This is a genomic window from Hyphomicrobiales bacterium (assembly GCA_016125495.1).
Taxonomy (GTDB): domain Bacteria; phylum Pseudomonadota; class Alphaproteobacteria; order Rhizobiales; family RI-29; genus RI-29.
The window spans coordinates 139,149-154,091 of sequence record WGLQ01000009.1; the positions used below are offsets into that span (position 1 = coordinate 139,149).

General features: G+C 68.8%; 12 protein-coding genes and 1 riboswitch. Of the genes, 3 read left to right on the forward strand and 9 right to left on the reverse strand.

Features of this window, described 5'->3' with window-relative positions; translation table 11 throughout:
- Positions 1-10: 10 nt before the first annotated feature.
- Genes GC150_09465 through GC150_09485 form a run of 5 tightly spaced genes read right to left on the reverse strand, consistent with a single transcriptional unit; the run spans position 11 to position 6,599 of the window.
- Positions 11-640, reverse strand: a complete 630-nt coding sequence (locus tag GC150_09465) for a precorrin-8X methylmutase (GenBank protein MBI1385125.1) — start codon at positions 638-640, stop codon at positions 11-13.
- On the reverse strand, positions 640-1,830 hold the full coding sequence (cobG, locus tag GC150_09470; protein MBI1385126.1) for a precorrin-3B synthase: 1,191 nt from the start codon (positions 1,828-1,830) through the stop codon (positions 640-642). The genes GC150_09465 and cobG overlap by 1 nt, the downstream gene beginning before the upstream one ends.
- Entirely contained in the window at positions 1,830-5,084 is a 3,255-nt protein-coding gene (cobN, locus tag GC150_09475) for a cobaltochelatase subunit CobN (protein MBI1385127.1), read from the reverse strand. The genes cobG and cobN overlap by 1 nt, the downstream gene beginning before the upstream one ends.
- A gap of 21 nt (positions 5,085-5,105) precedes the next feature.
- Entirely contained in the window at positions 5,106-6,143 is a 1,038-nt protein-coding gene (cobW, locus tag GC150_09480; protein ID MBI1385128.1) for a cobalamin biosynthesis protein CobW, read from the reverse strand.
- On the reverse strand, positions 6,144-6,599 hold the full coding sequence (locus GC150_09485) for a DUF1636 domain-containing protein (protein ID MBI1385129.1): 456 nt from the start codon (positions 6,597-6,599) through the stop codon (positions 6,144-6,146). It lies immediately after the preceding gene.
- 86 nt (positions 6,600-6,685) lie between these two features.
- A riboswitch (cobalamin riboswitch) is annotated at positions 6,686-6,905 on the reverse strand.
- A 32-nt stretch (positions 6,906-6,937) separates the two neighbouring features.
- On the opposite strand from GC150_09485, the gene cobO reads away from it, so the two are divergent.
- The 3 genes from cobO (at position 6,938) to GC150_09500 (ending at position 10,166) form a co-directional block, all read left to right on the forward strand.
- The gene (gene cobO, locus GC150_09490) at positions 6,938-7,603 is read left to right on the forward strand and encodes a cob(I)yrinic acid a,c-diamide adenosyltransferase (GenBank protein MBI1385130.1); all 666 of its coding nucleotides are present in this window, start codon (positions 6,938-6,940) and stop codon (positions 7,601-7,603) included.
- Positions 7,604-7,706: 103 nt separating this feature from the next.
- Positions 7,707-9,152 (forward strand): cobyric acid synthase, encoded by a 1,446-nt coding sequence (locus GC150_09495; protein ID MBI1385131.1) that lies wholly within the window; start codon positions 7,707-7,709, stop codon positions 9,150-9,152.
- 207 nt (positions 9,153-9,359) lie between these two features.
- Positions 9,360-10,166, forward strand: coding sequence for a DUF2189 domain-containing protein (locus GC150_09500; GenBank protein ID MBI1385132.1), 807 nt, complete (start codon positions 9,360-9,362; stop codon positions 10,164-10,166).
- Between the two features lie 74 nt (positions 10,167-10,240).
- Here the strand turns inward: GC150_09500 and ccoS are convergent, their stop codons facing one another.
- The 4 genes from ccoS to ccoG are packed head-to-tail and all read right to left on the reverse strand — an operon-like array spanning position 10,241 to position 14,824.
- Positions 10,241-10,513: a cbb3-type cytochrome oxidase assembly protein CcoS gene (gene ccoS / locus GC150_09505; GenBank protein ID MBI1385133.1), complete on the reverse strand. Its 273-nt coding sequence runs from the start codon at positions 10,511-10,513 to the stop codon at positions 10,241-10,243.
- Positions 10,510-12,750, reverse strand: a complete 2,241-nt coding sequence (locus GC150_09510) for a heavy metal translocating P-type ATPase (GenBank protein ID MBI1385134.1) — start codon at positions 12,748-12,750, stop codon at positions 10,510-10,512. The genes ccoS and GC150_09510 overlap by 4 nt, the downstream gene beginning before the upstream one ends.
- Positions 12,735-13,244 carry a hypothetical protein gene (locus tag GC150_09515; protein ID MBI1385135.1) on the reverse strand — a complete coding sequence of 170 codons (510 nt, stop codon included), beginning with the start codon at positions 13,242-13,244 and terminating at the stop codon, positions 12,735-12,737. Before GC150_09515 ends, GC150_09510 begins: the two co-directional genes overlap by 16 nt.
- On the reverse strand, positions 13,241-14,824 hold the full coding sequence (gene ccoG, locus GC150_09520) for a cytochrome c oxidase accessory protein CcoG (protein ID MBI1385136.1): 1,584 nt from the start codon (positions 14,822-14,824) through the stop codon (positions 13,241-13,243). Before ccoG ends, GC150_09515 begins: the two co-directional genes overlap by 4 nt.
- Positions 14,825-14,943: the final 119 nt, after the last annotated feature.

Consider the following 14,943-nt stretch of genomic DNA (forward strand, 5'->3'; position numbering starts at 1 on the left):
GCCATATCCGTCATTCCTTCCGACTGGCGAGCGCGTTGACGGCTGCCACCGTGATGGCACTGCCGCCGAGCCGCCCCTCGACGATGAGCGATGGCGCCGGCAGGTCCTGCATGAGTGCTTCCTTGGATTCGGCCGCCCCGATGAATCCGACCGGACAGCCCACGATCGCCGCCGGCCGCGGACAGGACGGATCCTCCAGCATGTTGAGCAGATGGAAAAGTGCGGTAGGTGCGTTACCGATCGCCACCACCGAACCCGCGAGCTTCGGGCGCCAGAGTTCCACCGCCGCCGCCGAGCGCGTGTTCCCCATTTGCCTCGCCATGTCCGCGACCTGCGGATCGTGCAGCGTGCAGATCACCTCGTTGTCCGCCGGCAGGCGCGGGCGCGTGATCCCCTCGCTCACCATGCGCGCGTCACAGAGGATCGGCGCCCCCGCCTCCAGCGCCGCACGAGCCGCGATAGCCATTCCAGGAGAAAAACGCACATGCCGTTCCAGCCCGACCATGCCGGCCGCGTGGATCATGCGCACGACGACCACCTCCTCTTCGGGCGAAAATCGGGCGAGTTCCGCCTCCGCCCGGATCGTGGCGAACGAGCGCAGGTAGATTTTCGCTCCGTCTGTCTCGTATTGGTGTGGCATCAGTGCTTTCCGAAAATGAGGTCGGGATCGGCAGCGATCGCCTCTCCCTCGAGATCGCGCACGACCGGCTCGTCGCCCGGGCGCCCGTCACGCACGAGATCGAAGCCGCGCGGCGTCGCGATCAGCACGTGGTCGGCCGGCCCGCGCATGGCGCAACTCTTGACGCAGCCCGAGACATGCAGCCGCTGCCCCTCGGGCAGCCGCCGCGCGAGCCGGTCGGCGAGCGGCCGCGTTGCCGCGTGCGCCTGCGGACAGAACGGCGCGCCACTGCACGCCTCGACCGCGAGTCTCGGGTCGTCCGGCGAGACCATGACCCCGTCGGGGAGAGCTTCGAGACGCTTCGCCCCCTCGAGCAATAGCATCCGCCACGGCGTCACCCGGATCGCGGTCGCCGCCCGCGCCAGTTCTTCGAGCGCATCGGCATGGAGTTGACCATAGGCGAAGCCGACGAGGAGACCGAGGTCGTGCCGCCCGGGCCCCGGCAAGGGACCTGTCTCGGCCGGCGCCTCGATCGCACGGAACCAGGAGGGCAACGGAGTGCCAGCCGCGAGATGGCGCGCCATGCGACCACGGCCGTCCGGCGCACCTCCCGAGGAAAGAAACCACTCGGCGAGCCTGACAGCCAGCCCCGGGGCCTCCCCCGGCGCCACCGGCATGCCACGAACGGCCCCATCCGCCCGCACGATGAGCCCCCCCGATGCACCGCGCTCGATCCGGATGTCGGCGGCGACCCGACCCAGAACCGAGGTCGCGCCGCAGTCGACGGCGAACCCGAACTTGGCCGGCACGCGCGGCCCCTGCGCCATGGCGTCCGCAAGCCGCTCGGCGATGGCGAGCGTGTCGTCGCCATCCCGCCAGAAAGGCGCCACGACGATGTTCCTACGGCGCTCGACCTCCGCGCTCGGATCGATGAGCCCCGCCTCGGTGAGCCGCGCGATGAGATCGCCGTGTCCCGCCTCGCGCACACCGCGCAACTGCACGTTGGCCCGGTTGGAGAGGTCGATGATACCGCTGCCGTACTTGCGGGCTGCATCGGCGATGGCGCCGGCCTGTTCCGGCGTCAGCCTGCCGGAACGCGGACGAACGCGAACGACGAGCCCGTCGCCCGATTCCATCGGCCGCAGCGCACCGGGGCACCAGCCCCGCACCACCGGCTCGACGGCGATATTTTCATCCACGACGTCGGCCATCAGACGCCCGCCTCCATCATGGCCGCGATCGAGTTGCGCCGCGTCATCCAGAGCCCCGCTTCCCGAAGCGCCCGGAACCTGTCGCGCATGGCGGCCAGAGCCGCCGGATTTTCCCGCTCCATGAAGGCGACGAGATCGTCACGCCCGAGCGTCGCCTCGTGGTAGAGATCGAAAAGGTGGGTCGGCACCACGCGCGAGAGGTGTGCGAACGCCGCAAGCTGGTCGAGCGTCGCCGCGATCTCCGCCGCTCCGCGAAACCCGTGGCGCATCATGCCGCTTGCCCAGTCCGGGTTGGCCGCCCGCCCCCGCACCACCCGGGCCAGCTCCTCGCCGACGGTGCGCGCGCGCGGACTGTCGGGACGGGTCGCATCGAGATGATAGAGCGACGGAGCCTCCCCGCCGAGCCGGGCCACCGCCGCCGCGAAACCGCCTTCGTGCGCGGCGTAGTCCGACGCTAGGAGAATATCGGTCTCGACGAGGTCCTGGACGTGCACGAAGGCATCGGCAGCCATGACGCGCATCTCGAGTGCAGCCCGTTCGTGGCTGGCCTCGCCCTTCTCGTCGATCGCCCAGGCCGAGGCCGCGAGCCAGGCTTCGCCCGCCTGCGCCCGCCCTTCCGGTGAATAATCCTCGAGCGCCGCCCCCATCGAAAGCCCGTAGTGGCCCGGCCGTGGACCGAAAACACGCGGCTCGTCCCGGAGGTATGGATTGTCCTCCAGCTCTTCTCCCCGCGCCGCGAGTGCCGCCACCGCCTGCTCGAACATCTGCGCGAGCCCCGGAAAGACATCGCGGAACAGACCCGAGACGCGGAGTGTCACGTCGATGCGCGGGCGCCCCAGCATGACGAGCGGCAGCACCTCGAAGCCCGACACCCGCTCCGATCCCTTGTCCCAGAGCGGCGCGAGCCCGGCAAGGTGCAACGCCATCGCGAATTCCTCGCCCGCCGTGCGCATCGTCGCGCTGCCCCAGAGATCGACGACGAGTCCTCGCGGCCAGTCGCCGTGATCCTGGAGATGGCGACGCAGCAGTTCCTCGGCGAGTTTCACCCCCTGGGCGTGCGCAGCCCGACTCGGCACGGCGCGCGGGTCGACGGAAAAGAGGTTGCGCCCGCTCGGCAGCACATCATCGCGCCCGCGCCACGGCGAACCCGCCGGACCGGCGGCGACCCGCTTTCCGTCGAGCGCGCGAAGCAGCCCCTCGCGCTCGCCCGCTCCATGCTCGCCGCGCCCGAGGACATGCAGCCCGTCCCCGAACTGGCTCTCCTTGACGTCGCACACGAAGCGGTCGATGCGCGTGATCGCCTCGGCCGCGCTCGCCTCCTCGGCGAGCCCGAGATCGCTCTCGACGCCGGCAGCACGCGCCTCGGCCCGGATTTCGGCGATCAGGCGATCGCGCCGTGACGGATCGAGCCCGTCGGCGGTCGAATATTCATCCAGGAGCCGTTCGAGCCGGTTGAGTTCGACCGGTACGTGGGACAATGCGAGCGGTGGTGGCACGTGCCCGAGCGTCACCGCCCCGATGCGCCGCTTGGCCTGCGCCGCCTCGCCCGGATCGTTGACGATGAACGGATAAATGACCGGAAGCCCCCCGACGAGCACCTCCGGCCAGCAAGCATCGGATAGTGCGACCGATTTCCCGGGCAGCCATTCGAGCGTGCCGTGCGCGCCCATGTGCACCAGCGCCGCGACACCGCGCGCCCGGAGCCAGAGGTAGAAGGCGACATAGCCATGGCGCGGAGTGCGCGAAAGATCGTGGTAATCCTCCACGCGGCTGGCGACCTCCCCGCGTTCGGGTTGCAGCGCCACGACCGCGTTTCCGGCCTCGACCGCGGCGAAGCGGAACTGGCCATCAGCCACAGCGGGATCGTCTTCCGGCTCGCCCCACGCCTCGCGCAATTTGCTCTGCAGCTCATCCGGCAACGCGGCGAGCGCGGACCGGTAGTCCGCCACGGGCCAGGCGATCGCTTCCTGCGTCAGCCGTTCGCCGAGCCGGCCGACCGCCGCCACCCGATAATCTTCCCTCGCGAGGTCCTCGAGCACCGCCTCCACCGAAGCGATCGCATCGAGCCCAACGGCATGCGCGAGCTGGTGCGACTTGCCCGGGTAGGTCGATAGCACGAGCGCCACGCGGCGATCGCCCACCGAAGTTCCTGCAAGGCGCCGCCAGCCGTCGACCCGCTCGCAGACCGCCTCGATCCGCCCGCCGTCCGCACGATGGGCAAAGCGGGAGAACTGCAGCTCCGGGTCCCGGCGCTCCGGTGACTTGAAGCTCGCCACGCCCGCGAAGATGCGCCCGTCCACCTCCGGCAGGACGACGTGCATCGCAAGGTCCGCCGGCGAGAGCCCGCGTTCGGCCGCCGCCCACTCCCTTTTGCGCGCCGTCGAAAGCGCCACCTGGAACACCGGGCACTCTGCCGCATCGAGCGGCGAGGGTGAACCGTCGGACCCGCGTGCCGAAAACGCCGTCGCGTTGATGACGGCGTCGGGCTCGAGCCGCCCGATCTCACCCTTCACCCAGGCCGCGATGTCCGGCTCCTTCAATGTCGGCGCAAAGAGGCCGATGGCCTCGTATCCGCGCGCCTCCAGCGCGCGGATGAGTTCATCGACCGGATCGGTATCGGCCGCCGTCAGATAGGAGCGATAAAAGACGACGATCGCGCGAGGCCGCCCGTCGCCCCGCCCGGCCGGCCCCGCCACGACGCCCCTGCCGGGGAGATAATAACCGGTCGGCGGCACGCTTTTCTCACCCGCCACCGGCCCCGCATAGAGCCCCGCCGCGAGTGCCAGCTGGGCGAGCGCGGCCTGCGCCGCGACCGCACCGCCCGCATCGCACAGCGCCGAAAGCCGCCGCAGCGTCGAGACCGGAAGCGTCGAGAGCCTGTCGAGCCTTTCGTCGATCCGCCCGTCCGCCGGCAGCACCGCGAGCGCGATGCCCTTCTCGCGCGCCAGATCGTTCAATTGCGCGAGGCCATAGGCCCAGTACTGCTCCCCGCCGATCAGCCGCACCAGGATGCCGCGCGCATGCTGCAACGTGCGCTCCAGATAGGTGTCGACCGAGAGGGGATGGCGCAGGGCCACGAGGTTTGCCAGCCGCAGCGTCGGCAGCGACCCGGCCGCCCTGCGCCAGCCGGCCGCGAACGCGCCGAGGTCGCTGTCCGAGAATGACAGCGCGACGAGGTCGGCCGGGTCCTGGCCGACATCGAATGGCGTATCGGTCTCCTCGAGACCGTGGCTCTCGCGAAAGACGACGTGCATCGCCGCGCCCCGTCTCTTCGATTATGCTCCCGCGAGCACGGCGCGGATCGCTTGCGGATCGACGTCGTCGTGCTCGGCGATGACGACCAGACGGCTCACCCGGTCACCGGCACCCCAGGGTCTGTCGTACTGCATCCGCACGCGCTCGCCGACCGCCTGCACGAGGAGCCGCATCGGCTTGCCGGCAACCGCCACGTACCCCTTGACCCGCAGGATGCGCTGCTCGCGCGCCAGGCGCCGGATCGCCTCGGCGAGCCGCTCGGGGTCGCTCTCCTCCGCGAGCTCGACCACCACGGTGTCGAAATCCTCGTGCTCGTGATCGTCGGCCCCGTCGTGATGGGACGGGCGCGAGGCGATATCGTCCTCGGCGGCCGAGTTCAGCCCCAGCACGACACGCGGATCGACACGCCCCTCCGCCATCTCCACGATCGCCAGCTTGCGCGGCGCCTCGGCAGCGATGACCTCCTTGGCCTTTTCGATCTCGGCGCGCGAGGTGAGATCGACCTTGGTCAGGAGCACGAGGTCGGCGCAGGCGATCTGGTCCTCGAAGACCTCGGCGAGCGGGGTTTCGTGATCGAGGCTGTCGTCGGCGGCGCGCTGCGCATCGACCGCCTCGGGGTTCGGCGCGAAGCGCCCGGCGGCAACCGCCTCGGCATCCGCGAGCGCGATTACGCCATCCACCGTGATGCGCGAGCGGATCGCCGGCCAGTCGAAGGCCTTGAGCAGCGGCTTGGGCAGCGCGAGCCCGGAGGTCTCGATGAGAATGTGATCCGGCCGGCTCGGCAGCGCCATCAGCGCCTCGATGGTCGGGATGAAATCGTCGGCCACGGTGCAGCAGATGCAGCCGTTTGCGAGTTCGACGATGTTCTCCTCGGGGCAGTTCTCGTCCGCGCACGAGCGCAGGATCTCGCCGTCCACCCCGAGTGAGCCGAATTCGTTCACCACCACCGCGAGCCGCCGCCCGCCAGCGTTCGCCATGAGGTGGCGGATGAGCGTCGTCTTGCCAGCACCGAGAAAGCCGGTGACGACCGTGACCGGAATTTTTGCGAGATCGGCCATTCAATGCTCCTGCGGTGGAATGCGGGCAATCGACTGCTTGCGGAAGATCGTCGGGCGTTCGCGCCACGGCACGAGCCCGTCGGTGCTGGCGGCATAGGCCGTCACCCCCGCCACGATGTCGGCGACATGGTTTTCCGGGTCCAGGCGGCCGTAGACGTAGCCCCAGCGCCCGGGACCGGAGATGGCGATCGAGCAGCCGTTGACGCAGGCCGACAGGCACTCGACCGGCACGAGTTCCACCCCCTCGGGCAGGCCCGCTTCGGCGATCGCCGCGTGCAATCGCGCGCCCGGCCTCGGCTCGCCGGCTCCGGGATCGCGCAGCGCACCGTCGGGCCCATAGGCCGCCGCCCCGCGGCACGTCACGCAGACGTGCAACTTCACCCGGCCGGCCGGTCGCCCTGCCTGCTCCAGTTTTCGCTCGTCCTGCTCGCTGTCTGTCACCGCAACGCCCTTCATCGGGCGGGGGCCGACCGCACCATCGGCCAGCCGGACCGCCTGGCATTGCCAGCGCCCTGCCGACCGCGGCGCACCCCGTCCGCTCGTCAACACCACCTCGTGCTGGCAGGTCTCCCGGCTTGCGGAGTTCGAGGCAGCGCCTCTCGGCCACCCGCCTTCCCGGCTTTCGCCAGTGGCTGGGGGCCCCTCCGGTCACGGTCGCGGGGGCGGCTGCGCCTCGGTTGCGCACCCGGCATCGGCTGCGCGCCCTGTCGCATTCCCTCTTCGCCTGTCATAAGGACAGGAACCAGCATCGCCCCACCTGATGCCCAACGCCATTCGTTGTCAAGGAACCGCGCATGACCAAAGCCTCGGCGCAACCCCCTGTTGCTGCAAGTGAGACCTCGGCGGCCGTCGCCCCCGAGGAGGCCACCCGCCATGCCGACAAGATGGCCAAGCGCAAGGCCGCCCGCGACCGCATGATGGCTGAAAAGAAGGGAGAAAAGGGCCTCGTCATCGTCCACACGGGCGCCGGTAAGGGCAAGTCATCGGCCGCCTTCGGCATGATCATGCGCTGCATTGCGCACGGCTTTCCGTGTGCCGTGGTGCAGTTCATCAAGGGGGCCTGGTCGACCGGTGAACGCACCCTGATCGAGCGCCACTTCTCCGACCTCTGCAAGTTTCACGCGATGGGAGAAGGATTTACCTGGGAAACCCAGGACAAGGCCCGCGACATCGCCGCCGCCCGCGCCGCCTGGGAGAAGGCCAAGGAGCTGATCCGCGATCCCGCCAACCGCATGGTGCTGCTCGACGAAATCAACATCGCCCTGCGTTACGACTATCTCGACATCGCCGAGGTGGTGAACTTCCTCGTCGAGGAAAAGCCGGCGATGACGCACGTCGTCCTCACCGGCCGCAACGCCAAGGAGGAACTCGTCGCGATCGCCGATCTCGTCACCGAGATGACGCTGGTCAAGCACCCCTTCCGCGACGGCATCAAGGGTCAGCCCGGGGTGGAGTTCTGAAAATGTCATGGGGGGAGCAGCGGGCTTCGAACGACCGCCCGTCGTCGGCCCGCGGCGCCACCCCGAAACCTTTGCTGGGAGGGCATCCGTGACCAGGGCCCTGATGATCCAGGGGGCAGGTTCCAACGTCGGCAAGTCCATGCTGGTTGCCGGCCTCTGTCGCGCTGCCGTCCGGCGCGGGCTAAGCGTCGCCCCCTTCAAACCGCAGAACATGTCGAACAATGCCGCCGTCACGGTCGATGGTGGCGAGATCGGGCGCGCCCAGGCGCTCCAGGCCATCGCCTGCCGCCGCCCGGCCATCACCGACATGAACCCGGTGCTCCTCAAGCCCGAGAGCGACGTCGGCTCGCAGGTCATCGTCCAGGGCAAGCGCGTTGCAACCGTGCGCGCGCGCGAATACGCGGCCCTCAAACCACGCCTCATGGCTCCCGTGCTCGAGAGCTTTCACCGCCTTGCCGGGAGCCTCGATCTGATCGTCGTCGAAGGCGCGGGCAGCCCCGCCGAGGTGAACCTGCGTGCCGGCGACATCGCCAACATGGGCTTTGCGCGCGCCGCCGGCGTGCCGGTGGTGCTCGTCGGCGACATCGACCGTGGCGGCGTCATCGCCCAGATGGTCGGCACCCGCGCCGTCCTCGATCCCGACGACGAGCGGATGGTGAAGGGTTTTCTCATAAACAAGTTCCGCGGCGACGTGCGGCTCTTCGACGACGGCTACCGGCTCATCGCCGAGCGCACCGGCTGGCCGGGCTTCGGCGTCCTGCCCTGGTTCTCGGGCGCCTCGCGGCTCCCGGCCGAGGACGCCCTCGACCTGCCGCGCGGGACGACCGGCGGCAGCTATCGTATCGCCTGCCTCGCCCTTTCGCGCATCGCCAACTTCGACGACCTCGATCCCCTGAAGCTCGAGCCCGGCGTCAGCGTGCGCATGGTGCGGGCAGGCGAGGCGATCCCCGGCGACACCGACCTCGTCATCATCCCCGGCAGCAAATCGACACGCGGCGACCTCGCGTTTCTGAGGACTCAGGGCTGGGACATCGACATCCTGGCCCACCACCGTCGCGGCGGTCGCGTGCTGGGCATCTGCGGTGGTTTCCAGATGCTGGGCAGGAGCGTCACCGATCCGCACGGCATCGAGGGCCCCGCCGGCACGACGCCCGGCCTCGGTCTGCTCGACGTCGAGACCGCCATGACACCGGACAAGCGCCTCACCCGCGTCAGTGCCCTCCATGCCTCGAGCGGCGCGCCGATCGAGGCCTACGAGATCCACATCGGGCGCACCGAAGGTCCGGACCGTGATCGCCCCTTCGCCATTGTCGATGGCGCCCCCGAAGGAGCGACCTCCCGCGACGGCCGTGTCACCGGCAGCTACCTGCATGGCATGTTCGTCGACGATGCCTTTCGCGCGGCGTTCCTTCGAGGCGTCGGCGTGGCCTCGGCGGACGTGAGCTACGACCAGGAGGTCGATCGCACGCTCGACGACCTCGCCACCCACATGGAGGCCAACCTCGACATCGATGGCCTCCTGGCGCTCACGACCGAGCCGGCTCCGTAGAGGCGGGCGCACCGACACGCTTGCGTCTTCGATACGACCGCGCGGGGCTTGACCGAAATCAATGTCGCTGCTTGCCTTGTTCTCCATCCTCGCGCCAGAGGTGGCGATCCGACCTGTCGATTCGCGTCGGCCGCGCGCTCGGCGTGCGGATGCATCGAGGCCGGCCGGGGCACGGTCGGGGACGACCACCTCACAGGGAGGGTTGGCATGAACACGCGCACGCTGGGGTCTGAAGCGGGCTATGGCCCACGCGCCAAGGTACGCCAGGTGCCGTTCGATGCGCCGTGGGAGTGGTTGCGGCGCGGCTGGCAGGACCTCTGGGCAGAACCGCGGATCGGCCTTTCGTACGGTGCCGTGGCGGCATTCATGTCCCTGACGTTCATATGGGGCTTGACCCACGTCGGATGGCAGTCGGCGATCCTCGTCCTCTGTGGCGGCTTCCTCATCGTTGCACCGATGTTCGCGGTCGGCCTTTACGAGGTCTCCCGCCGCCGTCAGGCGGGCGAACCGGTGACCGCATCGAACGCCTTCTTCGCCAAGGCGAAGTCCCCTGGCCAGCTCGCCTTCATGGGCTTCATCCTGCTCTTTCTCTTCGGCGCCTGGCTTCGCATCGCGTTCATGTTGTTCGCCATCTTCTTCGGCAGCTCCGATCTGCCGGCGATCGAGAACTTCGTTCCGAGCCTGCTCTTCACTGCGCATGGCCTTTCGATGCTGGTTTTCGGCACCATCGTCGGTGGCGGGCTCGCCCTCGTTGCATATGTGATTTCGGTCGTTTCCATCCCGATGCTCACGGCCGAACGCACGGACGTTTACACGGCCATCGAGACGGGCGTTCGCGCCGTCGCGACAAATCCTCGCCCCATGCTGCTCTGGGCGGCGCTGATCGCCGCCTTCACCGCCTGCGGCATCGCCACCCTGATGCTCGGATTGATCGTGGTCTTCCCGCTGCTCGGCCACGCGACGTGGCACGCCTACCGCGCCGTCGTCGAGATCGAGCGCAAGGGTCACGAGTAGCGGCCGAGGGCCTCCCTCATCGGGAATTCGAGCCGAGCCAGCCCGGCGCCCGGCCGGTTGCTTCCCGCGCGGCGTCAGTTGCCCCGCGATGTCCCACCTGAGCCGGCGTGCGCGCCATGCCCGGTCGCCCCTGCGCTGCCCTCCACGCCAATGGCACGCTGTTCGGTCGTTCCGGCACGGCCGTCTTCAACAGGCACGCCGGTCGCGTCCCCATCGTCGTCGAGAACGCGGTAGGCGGCGCCGTCGGGGTCCTCGAACTGGCCGGACCGCAGCGCCCAGAGGAACGCCAGGAGGCCGACGAGCCCGAGCACGAGGGCGGAGGGAATGAGCCAGGCCAGTGCACTCATCCCGCAAGCCTGACACGCGCGCCCCTGAGACGCAACGCATTCGCCGTGACCACGATCGAGGACGTCGACATGGCGATGGCGGCGATCAGCGGAGTCACAAAGCCCGCCATGGCGAGGGGCACGCAGACCGCATTGTAGGCGAGCGCGATGGCGAAGTTTTCAAAGCACATCCGCCGTGACCGCCTCGCGACCGCAAGCACGTCGAGGATGGGTCCGAGCCGACCGCCCTGGATGATACCGTCCGAGGCGAGTTGACTGATGTCGACCGCCGCCGCCGGTGACAGCGAGGCGTGCGCGGCCGCGAGCGCCGGCGCGTCGTTGAGCCCGTCCCCGACCATCAGCACGCGCCGTCCGCGGCCGGCGAGCGCCTCGAGCGCCGCGATCTTTTCGTGCGGCTTCTGCCCGGCGAGATAGTCGGCGATGCCGGCCTCGCGCGCCGCGGCCGCGACCGTGCTCGCCCTGTCGCCAGAAACCAGGATGACCTGCAAACCCGCCTGCTCGAGCCGCGCGACCGTATCGGCGGCATCCGACCGCAGTCGGTCGACGAAGCGCAACGCCACCGCATCGCCACCGTCCGCCGGGCGATACCAGAGCACCGCCGCGCCGTCTCCCCCAGTTTCTCCGGTTGCAACCGCGACGCCACAGTGCTCGCTGGAGCCGAGCCGCTCCTCGGTGCCCGTTTCCGTGAACCGGCTGAGCCCGGCACCGGGCTTTTCCGTGACGCCGGCGACCGCCTTGACCGCGAGCCCGCGTCGCTCGGCCGCGCGCACGACGGCCCGCGCGTATGGATGCCGGCTCGAGGCCGCGAGCGCCGCCGCCGCCCCGAGCACGGCATCGTCGATCTCGAAGCCCGTTGCGAGTTCAGGCTCGCCCTCCGTCAGCGTTCCCGTCTTGTCGAGGACGACCGTGTCGATCTCCGCCAGGCGCTCGAGCCCATCCGGTGCCGTCATGATGACGCCCGCCTCGAAAAGCCGGCTGACCGCTGCCACCTGCACCGCCGGCACCGCGAGCGCGAGCGCGCAGGGACACGTGATGATGAGCACCGCGATCGCCGGCAGCATCGCCGCCTCCCAACCGGCGCCCGCGATCATCCAGCCGATGAAGGTCGCCGCGCCGAGGATGTGCACTGCCGGAGAATAAATACGCGCGGCTCGGTCGGCGAGACGAACGTAGCGCCCCTTGCTCTGCTCGGCGGCCTCCATGAGACGCGCGATCTCGGCGATCAGCGTCCCCTCGTCGGTCGCCGTCGCCTCGATCTCCAAGGGCGCCGTCAGCGCGACGGTGCCAGCGAGCACGAGAGCCCCCGGCCCGACGGATCGCGGCACGGTCTCGCCCGTCATCAGCTGCTCGTCGACATCCGTGCTGCCCGAGCGCACCCGCCCGTCGACGGGAATGCGCTCGCCCGCCGCCACCAGCACCACCATGCCGGATTCGAGGTCGCGCGCGGCCAGCCGCCGTGTCGCGCCATGCCCGTCGAGCACGGTCGCCCAGCCCGACTTCAGTCCGAGGAGATTTTGTGCCGCTCCCTGCGCATGGCTCCTGAGACTCTGGTCCAGATAGCGCCCGATCAGCAGGAAGAACGTGAGCGAGATCCCGGCATCGAAATAGACCTGATCGCCCCCTCGGATGGTCTGAAAGAGACTCATCGCGCTCGCCAGGATGAGCGCCAGGGAGATCGGCACGTCCATGTTGAGGTGACGGGCCGAAAGCGCTGTCAGGGCCGAGCGAAAGAACGGTTGTCCGGCATAGAGCACGGCGGGCAGCGCGATCATCGCCGAAAGCCAATGGAACAGCGAGCGAAGCTCGTGGTCCATGTCGCTCGCCAGACCCGCCCAGACCGAGACGGACAGGAGCATGACATTGGCGGTCGCAAATCCCGCGACCGCGAGGCGGCGCAAAAGATCACGGTCGCTCGCGACCCCATCGTTGGTGCGGGACCGCAGGGCGAGGTCCGCGGCACGGTAGCCTGCCCCGGCGAGCGCCTTGACCAACCCCTCGACGTCCGTCTCGTTCGGCTGGTAGCCGACGCTGACGCGCTTGGCGGAAAGATTCGCGCGCACCTCGATCACCCCCGCATGGGCCTCGAGGACACGCTCGATCTTGCGCATGCATCCGCCGCAGTTCATGTTCTCGACGGCGAGCGTGGCGCGCGCGCCGATCAGCGGGCGCCTCGCCTCGCCATTCGTCGAACCTGCCGTCCCGATGCCGCCGGCCCTGGGAGCTATTGCGAGATCCATAGCCGTTCCTTGAGCTTGAGAGATGCGGCATCGGCGCCTTGCCCGGCCGGCCGGCCTTCGACGGCGACGATCCAGCTGCCAGCCGCGAGAACGATCGGCTGGCTTTCGTAGCGCCCGAGGTCCGTTTCCTCGAAACCGATCGAGGCATCGAAGCGGTCGGTCGGCCCCCGGCCGACGCTCGCCTCGAGCAGCAGCCCGGAAACCGGCCCGCCGTCGGATTTCCGAACCGTCACCACGAGCCGGTCGCCCTCACGCGACAGCGCCGCACCCCAACCGAGCCCGTCGGCCAGCCGCGCCTCCGCGATCCGCGTGTCATAGGCCAGCCCCTTGCGATACGCATCGGACGTTTCCACACCCGTGAACGTGCTGATCGCATAGTAGAGGAAAACCCCGTTGGCTCCCATCATCACGCCGAAAAAGGCAATGAATGCATAGAGGACGTGCCGTCCGGTCAGTTGGAATTCCCGTCCGTTCCGAGTCGTCGCTGCGCTCATCGTGTGGGGCTCCTGAATGTGGTTTCCCGCCGCGTTTCATTTCCATCCCCGAGATCACGCACCACGAACGTGATCGCGCTCGTATCATCCTGGAGCCGAGCGAGCGCCTCGCGCGGCACGGAGATGAAGACCCGGAGGGCGCGAAGATTATCCGGCACAACCTCGGCGACCGGCTCACCCCCCTCGAGCCCGATGATCTCCATGGCGGGTGTCACTCCCTCGAGCGGCCCCTCCAGCGAGATCGCGAACCGGCGCGTCTCATGGCGCTTGTTGAGGATCTTGATCGTATAGCCGTTGCGCACACCGCCATCCGAGAGTTTGACGAAGAGCGGATTGCGATCCCTGAGGACCGAAACATCGAGTTCCGAACGGTTGAGCCAGCCGTACGTCATGAGCGCCAGCACGATCGGGATGAGGACCATGTAGAGCAGCGTGCGCGGACGCACGAGGTGCAGCTTTGCCTCCTCGCCCCGGCCCTTGCTCTCCAACCGATGCACCGTGTCGTACGCGATGAGGTTCGCCGGCCGGCCGACCTTCGTCATGATCTCGTTGCACGCGTCGATGCAGAGCGCGCACTGGATGCACTCGAGCTGCGGTCCGTCGCGGATGTCGATCCCCATCGGACAGACGACGACACACTGCTTGCAGTCGATGCAGTCGCCCCGCCCTTCCCAGGTATCGCCCTTCTTGTGGGGGCCGCGCGGCTCACCGCGGTAGGCCCTGTAGCTGACAAGCAGCGAATGGTCATCGAACATCGCGCCCTGGATGCGCGGCCATGGGCACATGTAGATGCAGACCTGCTCGCGCGCGAGCCCTCCGAGGAGATATGTCGAGAGGGTAAAGACACCGAGGAAGACATAGGCGATGTAGGGCGCCGTCCCGCTGACGAATTCGCCCGCCAGCGTCGGCGCGTCACGGAAGTAGAAAACGAGGGCGCCGCCCGTCGCGAGCGAGATCAGCAGCCAGATCGCATGCGTGACGGATATCTTCCAGGCCTTGTCGAATGTCCAGGGGGCCTTTTCCAATCGCAGCCGGGCATTTCGGTCCCCCTGGATGAAGCGCTCGACGGAAACGAACAGATCGGTCCACACCGTCTGCGGGCAGGCATAGCCGCACCACACGCGCCCCGCCAGCGCCGTGACCAGGAACAGCCCGAGCGCCGAGACCACCAGAATACCCGTGACGTAGTAGAATTCCTGCGCCCAGATCTCGAGCGGCCCGAAGAAGAGACGCTGGTTCGCGAAGTCCATGAGGAAGGCTTGGTCCGGCAGGCTCGGTCCGCGATCCCACCGCAGCCAGGGCAGGAGGTAGTAGATACCGAGGGCGACGATCATCATCGCCCACTTGAGGTTACGGAACGTCCCGCGCACCCGCTTCGGATGCACCTTGACGCGAGCCGCATAGAGTTCGCGGTTGTCCTTGGCGTTGACGGCCTCGACGTCGTGACGCACGACACCGGGCGCGGCATCACCGGCGCTTGCGGTCGCAGCTTGGCCTTTGCCTCCCACCGAACCCTGAGGGCCGACCGGATCGATGATGTAGGCCTCTGGCGCAACCGGCCGCTTCCCGGATCCCGACATCTCGCCCGCCATCCGTGCTCATCCATCTCTTGTTGACGGTCCGCCCTGGCGAGCCTTCAGCCCGCCGCAGCGCCCGCGCCGGCCGGTTGATCCCGCCGGTCCCGCCGATCCGCGCCGCC

Bases quoted from the DNA above. Each gene is read 5' to 3' on its own strand.
- GC150_09465 (MBI1385125.1), bottom strand. From the start codon at position 640: ATGCCACACCAATACGAGACAGACGGAGCGAAAATCTACCTGCGCTCG.
- cobG (MBI1385126.1), bottom strand. From the start codon at position 1,830: ATGGCCGACGTCGTGGATGAAAATATCGCCGTCGAGCCGGTGGTGCGG.
- cobN (MBI1385127.1), bottom strand. From the start codon at position 5,084: ATGCACGTCGTCTTTCGCGAGAGCCACGGTCTCGAGGAGACCGATACG.
- cobW (MBI1385128.1), bottom strand. From the start codon at position 6,143: ATGGCCGATCTCGCAAAAATTCCGGTCACGGTCGTCACCGGCTTTCTC.
- GC150_09485 (MBI1385129.1), bottom strand. From the start codon at position 6,599: ATGAAGGGCGTTGCGGTGACAGACAGCGAGCAGGACGAGCGAAAACTG.
- cobO (MBI1385130.1), top strand. From the start codon at position 6,938: ATGACCAAAGCCTCGGCGCAACCCCCTGTTGCTGCAAGTGAGACCTCG.
- GC150_09495 (MBI1385131.1), top strand. From the start codon at position 7,707: ATGATCCAGGGGGCAGGTTCCAACGTCGGCAAGTCCATGCTGGTTGCC.
- GC150_09500 (MBI1385132.1), top strand. From the start codon at position 9,360: ATGAACACGCGCACGCTGGGGTCTGAAGCGGGCTATGGCCCACGCGCC.
- ccoS (MBI1385133.1), bottom strand. From the start codon at position 10,513: ATGAGTGCACTGGCCTGGCTCATTCCCTCCGCCCTCGTGCTCGGGCTC.
- GC150_09510 (MBI1385134.1), bottom strand. From the start codon at position 12,750: ATGGATCTCGCAATAGCTCCCAGGGCCGGCGGCATCGGGACGGCAGGT.
- GC150_09515 (MBI1385135.1), bottom strand. From the start codon at position 13,244: ATGAGCGCAGCGACGACTCGGAACGGACGGGAATTCCAACTGACCGGA.
- ccoG (MBI1385136.1), bottom strand. From the start codon at position 14,824: ATGTCGGGATCCGGGAAGCGGCCGGTTGCGCCAGAGGCCTACATCATC.